Origin of the sequence: Paenibacillus canaveralius (assembly GCF_047238265.1) — a bacterium.
In the GTDB taxonomy this organism is placed as follows: domain Bacteria; phylum Bacillota; class Bacilli; order Paenibacillales; family NBRC-103111; genus Paenibacillus_F.
On the sequence record NZ_JBDFMM010000001.1, the window covers coordinates 2,155,475 to 2,171,830 of the forward strand.

At 55.4% G+C, this 16,356-nt stretch carries 12 protein-coding genes and 1 pseudogene; 10 read left to right on the plus strand and 3 right to left on the minus strand.

Going from position 1 to position 16,356, the window contains the following annotated elements; all coding sequences use genetic code 11:
• Positions 1 to 38: 38 nt before the first annotated feature.
• Positions 39 to 1,235 (plus strand): MFS transporter, encoded by a 1,197-nt coding sequence (locus ABC395_RS10195; RefSeq protein WP_413002712.1) that lies wholly within the window; start codon positions 39 to 41, stop codon positions 1,233 to 1,235.
• 135 nt (positions 1,236 to 1,370) lie between these two features.
• On the opposite strand, the gene ABC395_RS10200 is transcribed toward ABC395_RS10195, so the two are convergent.
• Both ABC395_RS10200 and ABC395_RS10205 read right to left on the minus strand, forming a co-directional pair.
• Positions 1,371 to 1,973, minus strand: coding sequence for a beta-class carbonic anhydrase (locus ABC395_RS10200; protein WP_413002714.1), 603 nt, complete (start codon positions 1,971 to 1,973; stop codon positions 1,371 to 1,373).
• Positions 1,974 to 2,043: 70 nt separating this feature from the next.
• Complete coding sequence (locus ABC395_RS10205) at positions 2,044 to 2,367, minus strand: iron-sulfur cluster biosynthesis family protein (RefSeq protein WP_413002716.1); 324 nt, start codon at positions 2,365 to 2,367, stop codon at positions 2,044 to 2,046.
• A 110-nt stretch (positions 2,368 to 2,477) separates the two neighbouring features.
• Between ABC395_RS10205 and ABC395_RS10210 the strand changes: the two genes are divergently transcribed.
• From ABC395_RS10210 to ABC395_RS10230, 5 genes are all read left to right on the plus strand, one after another.
• Positions 2,478 to 3,998, plus strand: coding sequence for a carboxypeptidase M32 (locus ABC395_RS10210; protein WP_413002718.1), 1,521 nt, complete (start codon positions 2,478 to 2,480; stop codon positions 3,996 to 3,998).
• A gap of 150 nt (positions 3,999 to 4,148) precedes the next feature.
• Positions 4,149 to 5,156, plus strand: coding sequence for an ABC transporter substrate-binding protein (locus ABC395_RS10215; RefSeq protein ID WP_413002720.1), 1,008 nt, complete (start codon positions 4,149 to 4,151; stop codon positions 5,154 to 5,156).
• A gap of 84 nt (positions 5,157 to 5,240) precedes the next feature.
• The gene (locus tag ABC395_RS10220) at positions 5,241 to 6,032 is read left to right on the plus strand and encodes an ABC transporter ATP-binding protein (RefSeq protein WP_413006720.1); all 792 of its coding nucleotides are present in this window, start codon (positions 5,241 to 5,243) and stop codon (positions 6,030 to 6,032) included.
• Positions 6,029 to 6,913, plus strand: coding sequence for an ABC transporter permease (locus tag ABC395_RS10225; RefSeq protein ID WP_413002722.1), 885 nt, complete (start codon positions 6,029 to 6,031; stop codon positions 6,911 to 6,913). Before ABC395_RS10220 ends, ABC395_RS10225 begins: the two co-directional genes overlap by 4 nt.
• 110 nt (positions 6,914 to 7,023) lie before the next feature.
• A complete protein-coding gene (locus ABC395_RS10230) occupies positions 7,024 to 8,010 on the plus strand; it encodes an aromatic acid exporter family protein (RefSeq protein WP_413002724.1) in 987 nt (328 codons plus the stop codon).
• Between the two features lie 66 nt (positions 8,011 to 8,076).
• On the opposite strand, the gene ABC395_RS10235 is transcribed toward ABC395_RS10230, so the two are convergent.
• Entirely contained in the window at positions 8,077 to 8,805 is a 729-nt protein-coding gene (locus ABC395_RS10235; protein WP_413002726.1) for a collagen-like protein, read from the minus strand.
• 1,004 nt (positions 8,806 to 9,809) lie between these two features.
• On the opposite strand from ABC395_RS10235, the gene ABC395_RS10240 reads away from it, so the two are divergent.
• From ABC395_RS10240 to ABC395_RS10255, 4 genes and pseudogenes are all read left to right on the plus strand, one after another.
• Complete coding sequence (locus tag ABC395_RS10240; protein WP_326056552.1) at positions 9,810 to 10,373, plus strand: outer spore coat protein CotE; 564 nt, start codon at positions 9,810 to 9,812, stop codon at positions 10,371 to 10,373.
• 101 nt (positions 10,374 to 10,474) lie between these two features.
• Positions 10,475 to 11,983, plus strand: a complete 1,509-nt coding sequence (locus ABC395_RS10245) for a putative amidoligase domain-containing protein (protein WP_413002728.1) — start codon at positions 10,475 to 10,477, stop codon at positions 11,981 to 11,983.
• A 52-nt stretch (positions 11,984 to 12,035) separates the two neighbouring features.
• Positions 12,036 to 14,778 (plus strand): annotated as a pseudogene (mutS, locus tag ABC395_RS10250) (DNA mismatch repair protein MutS).
• A gap of 132 nt (positions 14,779 to 14,910) precedes the next feature.
• Complete coding sequence (locus ABC395_RS10255) at positions 14,911 to 16,350, plus strand: S41 family peptidase (RefSeq protein WP_413002730.1); 1,440 nt, start codon at positions 14,911 to 14,913, stop codon at positions 16,348 to 16,350.
• Positions 16,351 to 16,356 lie beyond the last annotated feature (6 nt).

Genomic DNA, 16,356 nt, shown 5'->3' on the forward strand with positions numbered 1-16,356 from the left:
GAAAGAACCGGCCCTGTCGATAGAGGAGTGAGTCGGAGTTGAAACGTTTTGCACAAGCATCTTATGTCATGTATTTTCTGGCGGGACTGGTTATCACCACGATCGGTTCCGTTTTACCGCAAATCTTAAAGCATTACGAAGTTACATACACGATGGGAGGACAGCTTGTTTTCTGGGGCTCCATCGGGTTTCTCGTGGGAGTGCCTATTGCGACTCTTTTACTGAACCGTTTTAGCGAAAAGCAAATTTTGGCGCTGGCTTGCCTGATTATTGCCGGTTCCCAGTTTATGATGTGGTCGCTGCCGCCGTTTTCGGCCATGCTGGTCATCAATTTTATGAATTGTCTCGGAACGGCCGCCGTCGAAACGATTGTGGCGACGCTTATGATGGAGGTTTTTGTGGGTCGCCGGGCGGTCGTGATGAGCTACCTTGAAGTCTCGTTCGGGCTAGGGGCTCTGCTGATGCCCGTCATCTCCAGTCTGCTGATCTCGATGGATTTATGGAGATACTCGTTCGTGGTTACGGGAGTCATGGCTCTTGCGATGACGGGAGTGTGGGTGTTTATCACCTACTCCAAAACGGATCTCGACGACAACGCCGCAAAAGACGCGAGCAACATGGCGCCGCCTGAAAACATGTCGGCCCGTGTGAAATGGCTGCTGCTCGTTTTCTTCGGATTTATGATTTTTATGTACTGCGGGATCGAAGGAAGCATGAACAACTTCCTGTCTTCTATCTTTATCTCGTACCTGGATGCGGCGCCTTTCCTTGCGGCACTAAGCGTCGGTCTGTTCTGGGGGGCGATGGTCCTGGGACGTCTTGTGACAGGCTGGATAATCCGGAAGGTGACTTACAGCCGGTTTCTGTTTATCAGTATGGCAAGCAGCCTGCTCGTGCTGGCCGCCTTCATCGTGCTGCAGAACATTTGGACCGGGTATATCCTGATTGTCGCGCTCGGCTTGCTGCTCTCCGGCGTGTATTCGATTACGATGGTGTACGCCAACCATACGTTTCCGGGTCTTGCCCGGCTTGTGACCAGTCTGATTACCGGACTGGCGGGTCTCGGAGGAGCCGTTTTTCCGGCATTGATCGGCTACGTCATGGACCATGCGGGCACTTCCCGGGCGCTCTGGATGACGGTCGGTTTCGCCGTCTTTTACCTGCTCGGTCTTGCCGTGATCGAGGCGGTCTACAAAAAAACGCGTAGACCGGACCGTTCCGCGCCGGCTTCCTAATGGGGCAATCCGGCGTTGACGGCTGCCGACAGTAAAAAAAACCGCCTTCGGGCGGGCGCAATGCGTTTGCAGCGCCTGCCGCCGAAAGGCGGTTTTTTGTATGTAAAAACAGGTGGAGGAGTAACGTTCCGGAAATTAAATGAACGGATACTCTTCGGGATTCGTTTTTACAGGAGTAGCGTCGTATCCTTCCGTAAGCAGGTCGAGTTTACCCGTCTGTGGGTTCATGACCAGGCCGTGTACCGGTAGATTTTTCGGCAGGAGCGGGTGATTGCGGATAATATTCACGCTTCCGACGACCGCTTCGTCGATATGCTCGAAGCCCGTCAGCCACTTGTCGAGGTTGATGCCGGAGTTATGAAGGGTGTCCAGCACTTCGCTCTGCACGCCGCGATCCCGCGCCTTGCTCAGGACCTTCTCGGAGTTCAGGCCGGTCATGCCGCAGTCGCGGTGTCCGATTACGAGTACTTCATCGGCGTCCAGCTCGTATACGGCCACGATAATGCTCCGCATAATACTTCCGAAAGGGTGGGAGACGAGAGCGCCGGCGTTTTTAATAATCTTGGAATCGCCGTTGCGCAGGTTCATCGCCTTGGGAAGCAGCTCCACCAGACGGGTATCCATACAGGTCAGAATAACCATCCGTTTGTCGGGAAACTTCGTTGTCATATACTGTTCGTACTCTTTGGATTCCACAAACGATTCATTGTAATTGAGAATTTCGGATATCAAGCTCATAGCATATGTCCTCCGCTTCTTTTATATGGTTTCTTTTTTATGGCAAAGACAGCCTGACGGCCGCCTAGTGCTAATTCACGCAGTTGACCAGTCTCATGGCCGGATTGTAGGTCTGCTGGCTGCTTTTCAGGACGTAGGTTCCCCGCTGGGGCATATAGTCGACCGACAGATTTTCCTCGAAGAAGACTTCTTTGCGAGGATCGTACTGCACGGTGAAGGCGTTGCTGCTCGCATCCACGTCGCCTTCGGTGTGGGCGGCCTGGATTTGAAGAGCGGCTACCCCGGCCAGCGCGCATCCGCAGCCTTCCGTATCGTAAAACAGCCTGAGGATCGCGTCCTGCGGCAGGCGGTTCGTAAGGGCTTCGACGGCCGCTTCGCTAAAGTGAATATACATTCGTAAGCTCCCTCCTTTTTATCAATTGTATCACAAACGGAAGAATTTGATTATCTCCCGCATAGAAAGTATGATGACATTATACCTGCTTAGTGAAAGGAGAATCCACCATGAGCCAGACAGACTATCAGGGCAAACTGGATGAATTCCGCAAATACATACGCAAAATCAAACATTATGAAGAAGCAGTCGGCCTCATTTATTGGGACTTGCGCACCGGCGCTCCCAAGAAGGGGGTATCCGAGCGTTCCGAAGTACTCGGCGAGCTGTCCACCGAAGCGTTCCGGCTGTCGGTATCCGACCAGATGGGCGAATACCTGGATTTTCTGTCCGATACGGCACGCATCGAGGAGCTGGACGAAACGAACCGCCGTATCGTTCAGGAAGCGAAGAAGGAATTTGACCGCAGCAAAAAAATTCCGCCCGAGAAATATCAGGAATACGTCGTCCTGACCTCCAAAGCGGAAAGCGTCTGGGAAGAAGCGAAAGAGAAGAACGATTTCGCCATGTTCCAGCCTTATCTGGAACAAATCGTGGAGACGAATCTGGAGTTCGTCGAGCTGTGGGGCTACAAAGGTCACAAGTACGATACCCTTCTCGATATGTATGAGCCGGGCATGACCGTCGAGAAGCTGGACGAAGTGTTCGGTGCTCTCCGCAGCGAAGTGGTGCCTCTTCTGGCCGAAATCAAGAAGGCCCCGCAGCCGGACCGCTCGTTCCTGCGCCAGACGTTCGACAAGGAAAAGCAGAAGCATTTCTCCATGTTCATCTTAAAAGAACTGGGCTACGACTTCGATGCGGGACGGCTGGATGAAACCGTTCATCCGTTCGCGACCGGTCTGAACCCGGGCGACGTCCGGATTACGACCCGCTATCTGCCCGAAGACGCGACAAGCGCGCTTTTCGGCACGATTCACGAGTGCGGCCATGCCCTCTACGAGCAGAACATTTCCGAAGACTTGATCGGCACGAATCTCTGCACCGGAACGTCGATGGGCATTCACGAGTCACAATCCCGTTTCTGGGAGAATATGGTAGGTAGAAGCCGCGAGTTCTGGTCCCGCTATTACGCCGACCTGCAGCGCACCTTCCCCGGACAGTTCGATAACGTGAGCGAAGACGCGTTTTACCGGGCGATTAACCATACCGAGCCTTCTCTGATCCGGATCGAAGCGGATGAGCTTACTTACAATCTTCACATCATGATCCGCTACGAGCTTGAAAAAGCGCTGTTCAGCGGCGAGCTCAAAGTCGCCGACCTGCCCGGGGCCTGGAACGCGAAATACCGCGAGTACCTGGGCATCGAGGCGGACACGAACGCGGAAGGCGTGCTTCAGGATGTGCACTGGGCAGGCGGCTCCTTCGGGTACTTCCCGTCCTATGCGCTCGGAAACATGTACGCCGCGCAGTTCACCAACACGCTGCGCAAAGAGATTCCGGCATTTGACGAGCTGCTTGCCAAAGGCGATTTCGCACCGATCAAGGAGTTCCTGGTCGAGCACATTTACCGCTACGGAAAATCCCAGACGCCTAACGAGATCGTCCGCCGCGTGACGGGCGAAGATCTCAATCCGCAGTATCTGGTGGATTACCTGAAGGACAAATATAAGCCGCTCTACGGCTTAAGCTGATAGAAGTTGTAAAACGCCCCGGATGACGTTGGCCGCTTCGGCCACCGCCTTTCGGGGCGTTTTTTTTGTGCGTAAGGCCCTCCGTCCGTTAACCCGCCCGCCTGCTTGTGCATATGCTGATAGCAATCAAGAGGAATGGAGGAGACGCCCGTGTTACGCAAACCCATCGTCTTCCTCCTGCTGTCGGTGCTGTTGGCGGGGTTGATTCTGCCGGGCTGCTCGAAACAGGAAGAAGTCAGCAAAATCCGTATCGGTGAAGTGACGAGATCGATTTTTTACGCGCCTCAATATGTCGCGCTTTCGCAAGGCTTTTTCAAGGATGAGGGGCTGGAGGTGGACTTGACAACTACGGCGGGAGGGGACAAAACGATGACTGCGCTGCTCTCCGGCGGCATCGACGTGGCGCTCGTCGGATCGGAAACGTCGATTTACGTGCATCAGCAGGGAAGCGGAGACCCTGTCATCAACTTTGCCCAGCTTACGCAGACGGACGGCACCTTTCTCGTCTCGCGTTCGAAACCGGCCGGAAATTTCGACTGGAACGAGCTTAAAGGAACAACGTTCCTCGGCCAGCGCAAGGGCGGAATGCCGCAAATGGCCGGTGAGTTTGCGCTGCGCAAGCACGGCATCGAGCCCCATAAGGATTTGAACCTGATTCAGAATGTCGACTTCGCGAACATCGCATCCGCTTTTTCGTCCGGTACCGGAGAGTATGTCCAGCTTTTCGAGCCCCAGGCTTCCGTGTTCGAGAAAGAGGGGAGAGGGTACGTCCTCGCTTCGTTCGGAGTCGAGAGCGGTAAACTGCCGTACACCGTTTACATGGCGAAACAAAGTTTTATCAAGAAAAACCCGAATGCGGTTCAGAAGTTTACGAATGCCGTACAGCGGGCCCAGAACTGGATGCAGACGAAAAGCGTAAACGAAATCGCGGCTGCGGTCCTGCCTTATTTTGAAGATACCGATCCGGAAATCGTCAAGAGCGTGGTCAAACGGTATAAAGAGCAGAATACCTACGCCGGCGACCCCGTCATAGACGAGGCGGAATGGAACAATCTACAGGACGTCATGCTCCAGGCGGGTGAGCTGAAAACGAAGGCCGACTGGAGCAAGCTGGTGGACAACAGTTTTGCCGAGAAGGCCAAGGGGAATGTGAAGTGAGCAGGCGGGGCCTGCTTAGTGCCGCTGCGGCTCGTTCGGGCTGCGGGGCCTTTCCCGTGCAAGCGGATAAGGAGGGATGCGATGATGGATACGGCGGCTACGGTCCAAGTTAGCGGCATGACGCATGTGTACGTGTCGGACGCCCAGGCAAACCCGGCTTTGGAAAACATCGGACTGACCATCCGTCCCGGCGAATTCGTCAGCCTGATCGGCCCGAGCGGATGCGGCAAAACGACGCTTTTGTCCGTAATCGCCGGATTGATCAAGCCGACCCGGGGACAGGTGCTGATTAACGGCCGGGAAATCGATGCGCCTACTTCCCGGGTGGGGTATATGCTCCAGCAGGATTATCTGTTTCCGTGGAGGACGATCTACGGCAATGCCGTTATCGGACTCGAGCTGCTGGGCAGGCTGAACAAGGAAACGGAGGCGTACGTCGATCATCTACTGGAGGAGATGGGGCTGTCCGCCTACCGGGATTACCGGCCCGCCCAGTTATCGGGCGGGATGAGACAGCGTGTCGCGCTCGTCCGGACGCTGGCCGCGAGGCCCGAACTGCTCCTGCTGGATGAGCCGTTTTCCGCGCTCGATTACCAGACGAAGCTGCAGCTGGAGGATCTCGTCGTGCAGACGCTCCGTTCGCGGGGCAAAACGGCGCTGCTCGTTACGCACGACATTACGGAAGCCATCGCCATGAGCGACCGGATTATTCTGCTTGAACCGCATCCGGGGCGGATCCGGCGGGAAATCGCCGTTCCGGAGCACATCCGGCGGACGCTGCCTTTCGAAGCGAGAGAGAAGCCGGGCTTTCATGAGCTTTTCCACGAGATTTGGCAGGAATTTGAGCGCATGAGCGGAAAGGGGGCGGAAGTATGAGTCACGATCCGGCAGGTGGACCTGCACGACATAAAGAAGCCGGTACCGGTCCGGCGGCGCGCGATTCGGATCCTACGGGCGGCGGAACGCTTGCGCAAACGATCCATGCGGCCCATCTGGAAAGCAAGCGCAAAACGACGGTCCGCGTCCGGGTGACCCAGCTGCTTATCCTGGCGGTCAGTTTGGGCCTGTGGGAAGCCGCGGGCCGGCTGAAATGGATCGATGTGCTTCTGTTCAGCTATCCGAGCAAAGTTTTTGTGCTCCTGGCTTCCAAAATCGCGGACGGCTCCATTTTTCCCCATACGGGCTATACCGTCTATGAGACGGTTGTAGGCTTCGTGCTGGGCACGCTGTTCGGGACGGCGCTGGCGATGCTGCTCTGGTGGTCGCCCTTCCTGTCGCGCGTGCTCGATCCTTACATCGTCGTGCTGAACAGCATGCCGAAAGTGGCCCTGGGTCCGCTCTTTATCGTCGGCTTCGGTCCCGGCATGCTGTCCATTATCGCGACGACATTGTCGGTGACGGTCATCATTACGACGCTTGTGGTGTACGGGAGTTTCAAGGAGGTCGACGACAACTATGTGAAAGTCGTCCGTATTTTCGGGGGAAGCCGGGGCGAGGTACTCCGCAAAGTGATCCTTCCCGCTTCTTTCCCCACGATCGTGGCGACCTTGAAGGCGAATGTCGGTCTTGCCTGGGTCGGCGTCATTGTGGGCGAATTTCTGGTTTCCAAAATGGGGCTCGGGTATCTCATCGTTTACGGATTCCAGGTGTTTAACTTCACTCTGGTCATCGCAAGCCTGGTCGTTATTGCAATTGTCGCGACCTTTATGTATCAGGCTGTCGTCTACCTGGAGAATAAACTGATGTCCCGGCGGTAAGCCTGATAGAAGCCTGTAACTTACGGACCCTGTGACCGGCAGACTTGAATTGGAGCGCCGAACATGGAATAATCGAAGCAGAAAATATCCACATGACGGAGCAGACATCTATGAATATTCCTTTCATCGGCATTCGCGTTTTAAAAACGGCTTTGGCCGTCATCGTTTCGATTACCCTGGCCCAGTGGATCGGCTTAACCAGCCCCAATTCCGCAGGGCTTCTTGCCATTCTCGGTGTTCAGGTGACGAAACGCCGCGGCATAAATAACGCGTTCCAGCGGATCGCGGCGTCCATTCTGGCCGTTCTTTTCGGCTCCGTGCTGTTCAGCCTGCTCGGCTTCCACGTGTGGGTGCTCAGTCTTTTCGTGCTTCTTGTGTTTCCGGTCCTCCACCGGATCAAGCTGAGCGACGGGGCCGTCACGGCGTCCGTAACCATGTTCCATCTGTACAATGCGCAGTTGATCAGCGCGCCGCTTATTTTAAATGAAATCATCCTTCTTATCGTAGGACTCGGCACCGCCACACTGATCAACATTTCGTATATGCCCAAGGCGGATAAAGAAATCGAATTTTACCGGGCCAAAGTCGAAGGACTTTTCTCCGACGTCTTTCTGCATATCGCCGAGCATCTGCGGGATACATCGGTCGTCTGGGGAGGTAAGGAACTCCTGGAGCTGGACGAAGTGCTGCAAACGGGCACCGAGACCGCCAGCCGCTCGCTTGAGAACGCGCTGCTTTTCGGCACTCATACCTATACGGACATGCAGCTGTATTTTTACATGCGCAACGAGCAGTTCGAATCCATCCAGCGGATGGCGCTCTTGGTATCCCAGGTAAGCCGGGAGCTGCCTCTCGGGGAGAGTCTCGCTTCCATTTTCGAAGAGCTGAGCAAAGACTGCAAGGTGGAACACTACACCGGACGTTCGGAGAAGAAGCTGGCCGCCCTGCAGGCGAACTTCAAGATGGAGACGCTGCCCCAGACGCTTTCCGAGTTTGAGGCGAGAGCGGCTCTCCAGCAGTTAACCCGGGAATTGAGTCATTATTTGAACATCGCAAAAAAACAAAAAAAACAGAAGCCCGCGTCCGCGCGCTCCTGATCCTATGGTTATCTCCGGTGATTCCCCGCGCCTGACGGCCGGTTTTTTGTATCGTTGACAGGGAGACTATGCCAGCTTTTCGATGGAAAGAGAAGCGCTTACGGTCGGAGTTCCTCCGCCGATTGCGTTTTGTAAAGTTAACGCACCCATATTGTCTATCCGGTTTAAAGTCAATACTCCGCCGGCCGTTAATTGAACGAGTACCTGCCCGGTGTACGGGTTGTTTCCGGCATTGGTTCCGTAGTTGCTGCATGGCACTAAAGCTGGAGGGAGGGGACCGGCCGCGTCGGGATCGAAGAACAAGCCGAAAGCGTTATTTCCGGGGGTAGGGAACACTTCGTACGTTATTTTATAAAATCCGCTCTCGTTTATAACAATGCTGGACGGAGGCGCGAATGTGACGGCTGTAGCGTTGATGACGAAGCCGTTAAAGGATACGGCCCCGCCTTGCCCTCCCGGTACGGCTGCCGCGGCTATCGTCTGCGCCTCTGTGCTGCACAAAAAGGCAAAGGATGAAATTCCGCCTGCGGGTCCTTGAGGTCCGGCCGGACCTTGGATTCCCTGCGGGCCGGTTAAGCCGGTAAGACCTTGAGGTCCTTGCGGGCCTTGGGGACCCGTTAAACCGGGGAGTCCTTGGGGTCCTTGAGGTCCCGGAAGGGGCGTTACGTTTACGTTGGGCGGGGGACAGGATACACGGACGATTTTCTTTTTTACGATAACGACTTTATTTTTTCTCTTCGGTTTACACACGATAACTGTTTTTTTGTGACATCTTTTTCTCTGTGGACAACTCATTTGAGATACCTCCTCGGAATTTTTATACAAAGTCATCCTATGACAGGAATCCAAGGTATGAAAGGACGATAACCTATTGTTGGAAAAAGAGGTACGTGCGGAGGGGCATCCGTTTAGTGTCTATCAATTAAGTCCAATCAAACTTTTATAGGTTACATAAAGTGATAGTGGACAATGAGATACCTTTCTATTTAAGGTCCCTTTACGGGGGCTTTTTTTTATTGGGAAAATGCGCTCAACGAGTTTTTTGTCAGCCTCAAAACCCGGCCGTATACGATAACAAGGCCTACTAATCCCGTTGGAATGCAGACGGCCTTTCTTAAATCTCTTTTTTGGTTCGACCGCTCTTAGTCACTTTTCTTAGAATTGTGAAAAAAATCACTCTTCAGGGCTGGAATTCCGTGAGGGGGTGGGGGGAGTGGATTTTCGTCTTCGGTTCCATAATTGTTCATCTATATAGGAAGTCTCCATAATCGAATTAAACCAATTGGGTTCTCCTTAGAACGGGTCTAACAATAGGCACGCTGTTTTTATGACTTTATTTATGAACGCATTTGAATCATCAAGCCGTGGAGGAACGGAGATCGTGGAAAGGCCGGTTAACGATAGTAATCCTGGCGGTCCTTCATGATGATATCTGGCATATTGACAGATGGGATTTCGGTTGAAGCGGGCAAAAGCAGTGGATCCAAACAATGGATATAGTTGCCGACGATTTGGAGGTTTGTTCCAGCTCAACCATGACACGGCTAAAAGCCCGTCCACGAAACCGAACAAAAAGAAAACCGGCTGCGTTCTACCGCAGCCGGTTATTGAAGAGTGGCCGTAATCCGGCCCGTTTTCATCTCAATCGGTTTGTTGCCATTTAACTATTATAAGAAGACGCAGCTTGATTTAATGCGGTTTTTACAAATTATCTTAATTGGATTGCGTCCGTTCAATCAACAATCGCCTATGTCCTGCATACACTTGTAATGAATGATTGCATGGAGGAGGTTGAAAGGATGTCAATAGATAGAAATTTGCAAAGCAGAGAGATCATCGTGAAAGCTGTCTGCGGCAAAGGACGCAAATTTTCGCACGTAAGTCATACCGTGACTCCGCCTCATGCTCCAACCAGTATCTTAGGCGCCTGGATTATCAACAATCAGTACGAAGCCGTCAAGTCTGGAGAGGGAGTCGAGGTCGTCGGTACTTACGATATCAACATCTGGTATTCGTATGATCGGAATACGAAAACCGATGTCGCGAAAGAAACGGTATCTTATGCGGAGGTAGTCGGCTTGTCGTACCTCGACAAGCGGCACAAGTCTGCCACGGCGGAAGTTTCTGCGGTCGCAACGCAGGAACCGAACTGTGTGGAAGCGAGCATCTCCGGAGGCGGGAACGTGCTGATCCGCGTAGAGCGCGAATTTCATGTGGAGCTGACGGCGGAAACGAAGGTGCACGTGATCGTGGATCCAAGCGGCGGAGATTTCGAAGAGAAGCATGTAGACTTCGATCTCATCAGCGATGATGGAGATTTCGAAGATTTAAACCCCGATCTGCTGGAAGATGATTTAAGTTAAAGGATAATTCATCTTATGCACCGGAAGAAGCTGGGGCAGAGGGCGTTTGCCCTCTTTTTTGTTTCTCCGGATAAAAATGGGCAGCCGGGAGGAGGACGTCTATGCAGCTCTTCGTGCTGTACTCCGGGCGGGATAAGCGGGCGGCTTCCGTCATAAGCCGGGAACTGGATTTTCTTAATATACCGCATGGGGAAAAGCTCCCGGTCAAAACGCCTGCGAGAATCGCAGCCTGGGGCAAACTTTCGGCTGAGCAGGCGCGGGACTTAGCCGCGATGCCCCGGCGCAACCTGCTGCAGACTCCGGAAGCGGTCTCTCTGGCGGAGAGGGAAGAGGACGCGAGGATGCAGCTTGCCGTACACGGCATCCGGACCGTCCACGGTTACCCGGGAAGCATGAATGCCGACCGGCGCGATCGCGTCATCCGCCGGAGCGGCGTGCCTTATTCCTACGAATACCGGATTCCGGTTTTCCATATGGAGGCCCTCGCCGTTTACCGGCAGAAAAACAACCTGCTGCTCCTTCCGGGCTCGGCCGGAACAGAGCCGTCCGGCTTTCAGGAAGTGAGCCTGGAGCAGCAGACGTTCCACACCCAGCGCGCCGTCCGCGAGTCGGTCAAAGCGGTGTACGCTCTCGGTCTCGATTACGGCCTCGTGCATGTCGCGATCGAGCCGTCCGGCAGGACGCTCGTCCTGCGCGTGGATCCAGCGCCGGAGCCGGACCGGCCGCTCGCGGCACTCTTCGCGCAAGCCATCGGGCGCTACGGCGCGCAGCTCTCGCAGGAGCTGGCGCGGACGGAGCCTGCGGTACTCGGGAGCGATCCCGAGTTTCTGCTCGTTAATCCGCGCGGCAAAGTCGTGTCCGCCTCCAAGTATTTGGAGCGGGAAGGGCAGGTCGGCTGCGACGCGATTGTGCTCAGCGGCCACCGCGTCATTCTGCCCTTGGCCGAGCTGCGGCCGCAGCCGAGCAGCGAACCGGCGCAGCTGGCCGCCAATCTGCGCCGGACGATGCGCACGGCCGCCCGCAAGATCGGCGACGACAGCCTCGCCTGGATCGCCGGCGGCATGCCGCTGCCGGGCTTTCCGCTTGGCGGGCATGTTCATTTCAGCCGCTGCTGGCTGAATTCACACCTGCTGCGCGCCTTGGATAACTACCTGGCGCTCCCTCTCATGATGATCGAGGGAGAGACGACCGCGCTGCGCCGGCCCCGCTACGGGCTGCTCGGGGATTACCGCCGGCAGCGGCACGGCGGGTTCGAGTACCGGACGCTTCCGAGCTGGCTCGTTTCGCCCGAAATCGCCCTCGGCGTTTTCTCGCTTGCGCGGATTATCGCGGACCGCTATTACGAACTTGACCAAAGGCCGCTGGACGACCTGGAGGCGCAGGAGAACTATTATGCCGGCAATAAGCCGGCCCTGGCGGGTGCCGTGGAGAGCTTGTGGGCGGATCTTGAGAAACAGCCCATGTACGGGGAATTCGCCAGGTATTTGCGTCCGCTGAGGGAACAGTCCCTGCGCATGGAAGGCTGGCAGGAACTTGCCGATTTCCGGCGGAGCTGGAAAATCGGTCCCTACGGACGGAAACAGGATGCCGCGCGGGAAAACATGCTATAATAGAAGAATCATAGACAGCCTTATCCGCTGAACGTTTCGTCGGAGGTTTAGAATGACTCAATACACACCCATGATCCAACAGTATCTGGCAATCAAGGCTCAGGTGCCGGATGCTTTTTTGTTTTTCCGTTTGGGAGATTTCTATGAATTGTTTTTCGAAGACGCCATCAACGCTTCCCGCGAGCTGGAGATAACTTTGACGGGACGCGGCGGCGGTACGGAGGAACGAATTCCCATGTGCGGGGTTCCCTATCATTCCGCCGACAATTATATTTCCCGTCTCATAGAAAAAGGCTACAAGGCCGCCATCTGCGAACAGGTGGAGGACCCTTCCGCAGCCAAAGGCGTCGTCCGCCGGGAAATTGTCCGGATCGTGACGCCGGGCACCGTAATGGACGGTAAGACGCTCGGTGACGCCAGCAACAACTACATAGCGGCCGTCGCACAGGTCGGCGGCCGGTACGGCTTCAGCGCCTGCGACGTGTCTACGGGGGAATTGTACGCGACTTCCCTGTCGGACTCGTTCCAATTGCTGATCGACGAGTTGAACGCGTACGCACCGGCGGAGATTATCGGGGACGGCCCGCTTCTTGACCGGGTCCGCGGTCAAATTCCGCTTACGGCGAAATCCACGGTGTTTACGGCGTGGGAGCAGGCGGCGGACGACAAGCTCGCTCCGCAGTTCGGCGAAGGAGCGGCCGGTAAACTGGACGACTCCGCAAGACGCGTCGTTTCCCTTCTGCTTGCCTATTTGCATGAAACGCAGAAGCAGAGCTTGACGCATATCAAAGAAATCCGCGCATACTCGCCCCAGCAGTATATGACGATGGATCCTTTCACGCGCCGCAATCTGGAACTCGTGGAGACGGTCCGGGAACGCAGCCGCAAAGGCTCGCTCCTATGGCTGCTGGACGAAACGGTTACCGCGATGGGCGCCCGCATGCTGCGCCGTTGGATCGAGAAGCCGCTGATGCAGGCCGAGGCGATCCGCAACCGGCACGACGCGGTGGAGACCCTGTACAAACAGTTTATTTTGCGCGACGATCTTCGCACCGTTTTGAAAGAAGTCTACGATCTGGAACGGCTCGTTGCCCGGATGGCCTACGGAAGCGCCAACGCCCGGGACATGATCGCGCTCCGGGTTTCGCTGGAGCAAGTGCCCCGGCTGAAGGACGTCTGTGCAGGTGCGGGCGCCCGCGTACTCGAGCGGCTTGTCGACGAAATGGACCCGTGCTCCGACATCTCGGACATGATTCTCGGAGCCATCGAAGACGAGCCGCCCGTATCGGTCAGAGACGGAGGCATGATCCGCGAAGGCTATCACGATTATTTGGATCAGCTCCGCGAAGCGAGCACTAACGGGAAGAAATGGATCGCCGAGCTGGAAAGAAGCGAGCGTGAGGCGACCGGCATCAAATCACTCAAGGTCGGCTACAACAAAGTGTTCGGTTATTATATCGAGGTAACCAAAGCCAACGTCGGCTCCCTTCCCGAGGGGCGCTACGAGCGCAAGCAGACACTCGCCAACGCCGAACGCTTCGTCACCCCCGAATTGAAGGAGAAAGAAGCGCTTATCCTTGAGGCGGAGGACAAACGCACCGATCTGGAATACCAGCTTTTCGTTGAGCTCCGGGAGCGGATTTCCTCGCAGATCGGACGGCTTCAGAAGCTGGCCGAGGCGATAGCCGAGCTGGATGTGTACCAGTCGCTGGCTGCGGTGAGCGCGTCCAACCGGTTTATCCGTCCGGAGATCGGCGACGGCTACGATCTGCTCATCGAAGAAGGCAGGCATCCGGTCGTCGAGGCGGTGCTTGAAAGCGGAGCGTTCATCGAGAACGAGACGAAGCTTTCCGCCGGAGACGGAAGCATGCTGCTGATTACCGGCCCGAATATGGCGGGTAAAAGCACGTATATGCGCCAGGTTGCCGTTATTTGCCTGATGGCGCAGATCGGCTGTTTCGTACCGGCAAGCAGTGCGAAAATTCCGATCATCGACCGTATTTTCACGCGGATCGGCGCAGCCGACGACTTGATCGGCGGCCAGAGCACGTTCATGGTCGAGATGATGGACATCCAGGTCATGACGGAGAAAGCGACGGAGCGCAGCCTCGTCATTATCGACGAGCTGGGCCGTGGAACCTCGACAGGCGAAGGCATGGCGATTGCCCAGGCGGTCATCGAGTTCCTTCATCACGAGATCGGGTGCAAAACGCTCGTTTCCACTCACTTTCACGAGCTGGCCCACCTGGAGGAGAGTTTGCCGCAGCTTGCGGAATTACTGCATGGCCGTTAAGGAAAGCGGTCAGCAGGTTACGTTCCTGCGCAAGCTGATCCGGGGGGCGGCCAGTACGAGCTATGGCATCTACTGCGCCCAGATCGCGGGTTTGCCGGACGGGATCATCTCCCGTTCCTACGAGCTGCTGCAGGCATTCGAAGCGCGTGCGGCGGCAGATGCGCCGGAACCGGGAGCCGGATCGTCCGGCGAGGCCGTTCCGGCGGGAGCTGCGATACCCCAAATGTCCGCGAAAGCGGCGGCCGACATCGGAGAGGCCCGCGCTCCTTACGATACGCCGAAGGAAGCGGCATCCCCCGGGTTACCGGGATCGCCCGTGGAACAGCTGAGCTTCTTTGAAGAGGCGAAGCCGGCCCGCGAGCATGCTCAGACGCCTGCGACCAAACCCGATCCGCAGACACGGGCGGCCATCGAAGAGCTCAAAGCGCTGGATTTGCTGAATATTACGCCGCTTCAGGCGATTAACGTTTTATATGAGCTTAAGAAAAAATTACAGAGCTGACAGCGGAAAAATGGTCTTTTCCAGATGAACAGTTCCAAACAAAAATGAAGCACGAAGCCGGGATTAAGCGATACCTGGGGGTCCGCCTCCGTTTTCCTGCCGCATCGTATCTTAATAAAAGGGTGATTATGAATGGGTTTTCCCGGTATTCGTATTTTCAAAACGGCCGCAGCCGCCGCATTGGTGTTCGGCGCGGTCCTTCCGGCTTCCGCTTGGGCTCAGGAAAGCGCGAAGATTACGGACGAAGTGAGACAAGTGCTCGGCCAGTATCACGTAAGCGGCGTTACGGCCGGTGAGCTTAAAGGTCTGAGCATTGCGGACATGCTGAAAAAAATTAACGCCAAGGATCCGTACACAACCTACTTCACCAAAGAGCAGCTGGAAAAATTCACGGACAGCCTGGAAAACAATTATTACGGCATCGGCGCCCAGATGGGCAATGACGATATCGGCGTGTATGTGGACAAGGTTTTCGAAGGATCTCCGGCGGAGAAGGGCGGACTTAAGAAAGGCGATTACGTTTTGAAAGTCGCCGGCGTTTCCACTCAAGGTAAAAATGTAAGCGAAGTGGTGAGCGGGGTTCTCGGTCCCGAAGGAACCAAAGTCGAACTGACGGTTAAGCGTGACGGCAAAGAAGTGAAACTGGCCTTCACACGGGCGAAAATCCACATGCCTAACGTAGAAGGCTACCTCATCACGCCGAGCACCGGTTATATCAAAATCGACAGCTTCTCGAGCGATGCGGATGAAATTTTCGACGCGACCTTTTCGGCTCTGCAAAAAATGGGCATGAAATCGCTCGTTATCGATTTGCGCGATAATCCGGGCGGACTCGTGGAATCGGCGCAGAATATCGCCTCCAAATTTGTGAAGGAAGGCGTCTTCGCCCATACGAAAAACCGTAACAACGAAGATACGCCCCTTCAAATCAAAGGAGGAACGACCCAGGACCTTCCGGTGTTCATGCTTATGAACGAGAACAGCGCCAGCGCATCCGAGATGCTTGCCGGAGCCCTGAGGGACTACGGAGTGGCCGAGGTTATCGGCATGAAGAGCTACGGCAAGGGAAGTATGCAGAGTCTGCACAGTCTTTCCGATGAAAGCGCCGTAAAGGTGACTTTTGAGGAATATTTGACTCCCAAAATGAAACCGGTCAACGGAGTGGGCATTGTGCCCGACGTTGAAGCGGACGGCTACACGGCCCAGCTCATTACGGCCCTGCGCAAAGCGGGAACGAACTCGTTCCAGGTACGGGTGACCAAGCATGACGTAACCGTCAATCAGGTGGAAGTGACGGAGCCGTACAGACCGATCCGCGAAGGAGGCCGCGTTTTCGTCGCTTCCCGTACGCTGGCGGCCTTGATCGGCGCCGATATCAAGTGGAATCAGACCGCACAGGCGGTTAACATAAGCACCGGTAAAGGAAGTCACACATTCGCGATGTCGCCTGACACCCTTCTGCTTAAGAACGGGACGAGCTACATCAATCTGGATAAATTCGACGATATCTATCCGCAGCTGCATTGGGAAGATGCCGACAATCTTTTGCAGTTGGAGACGGAGAAGGAGTAGATTAAG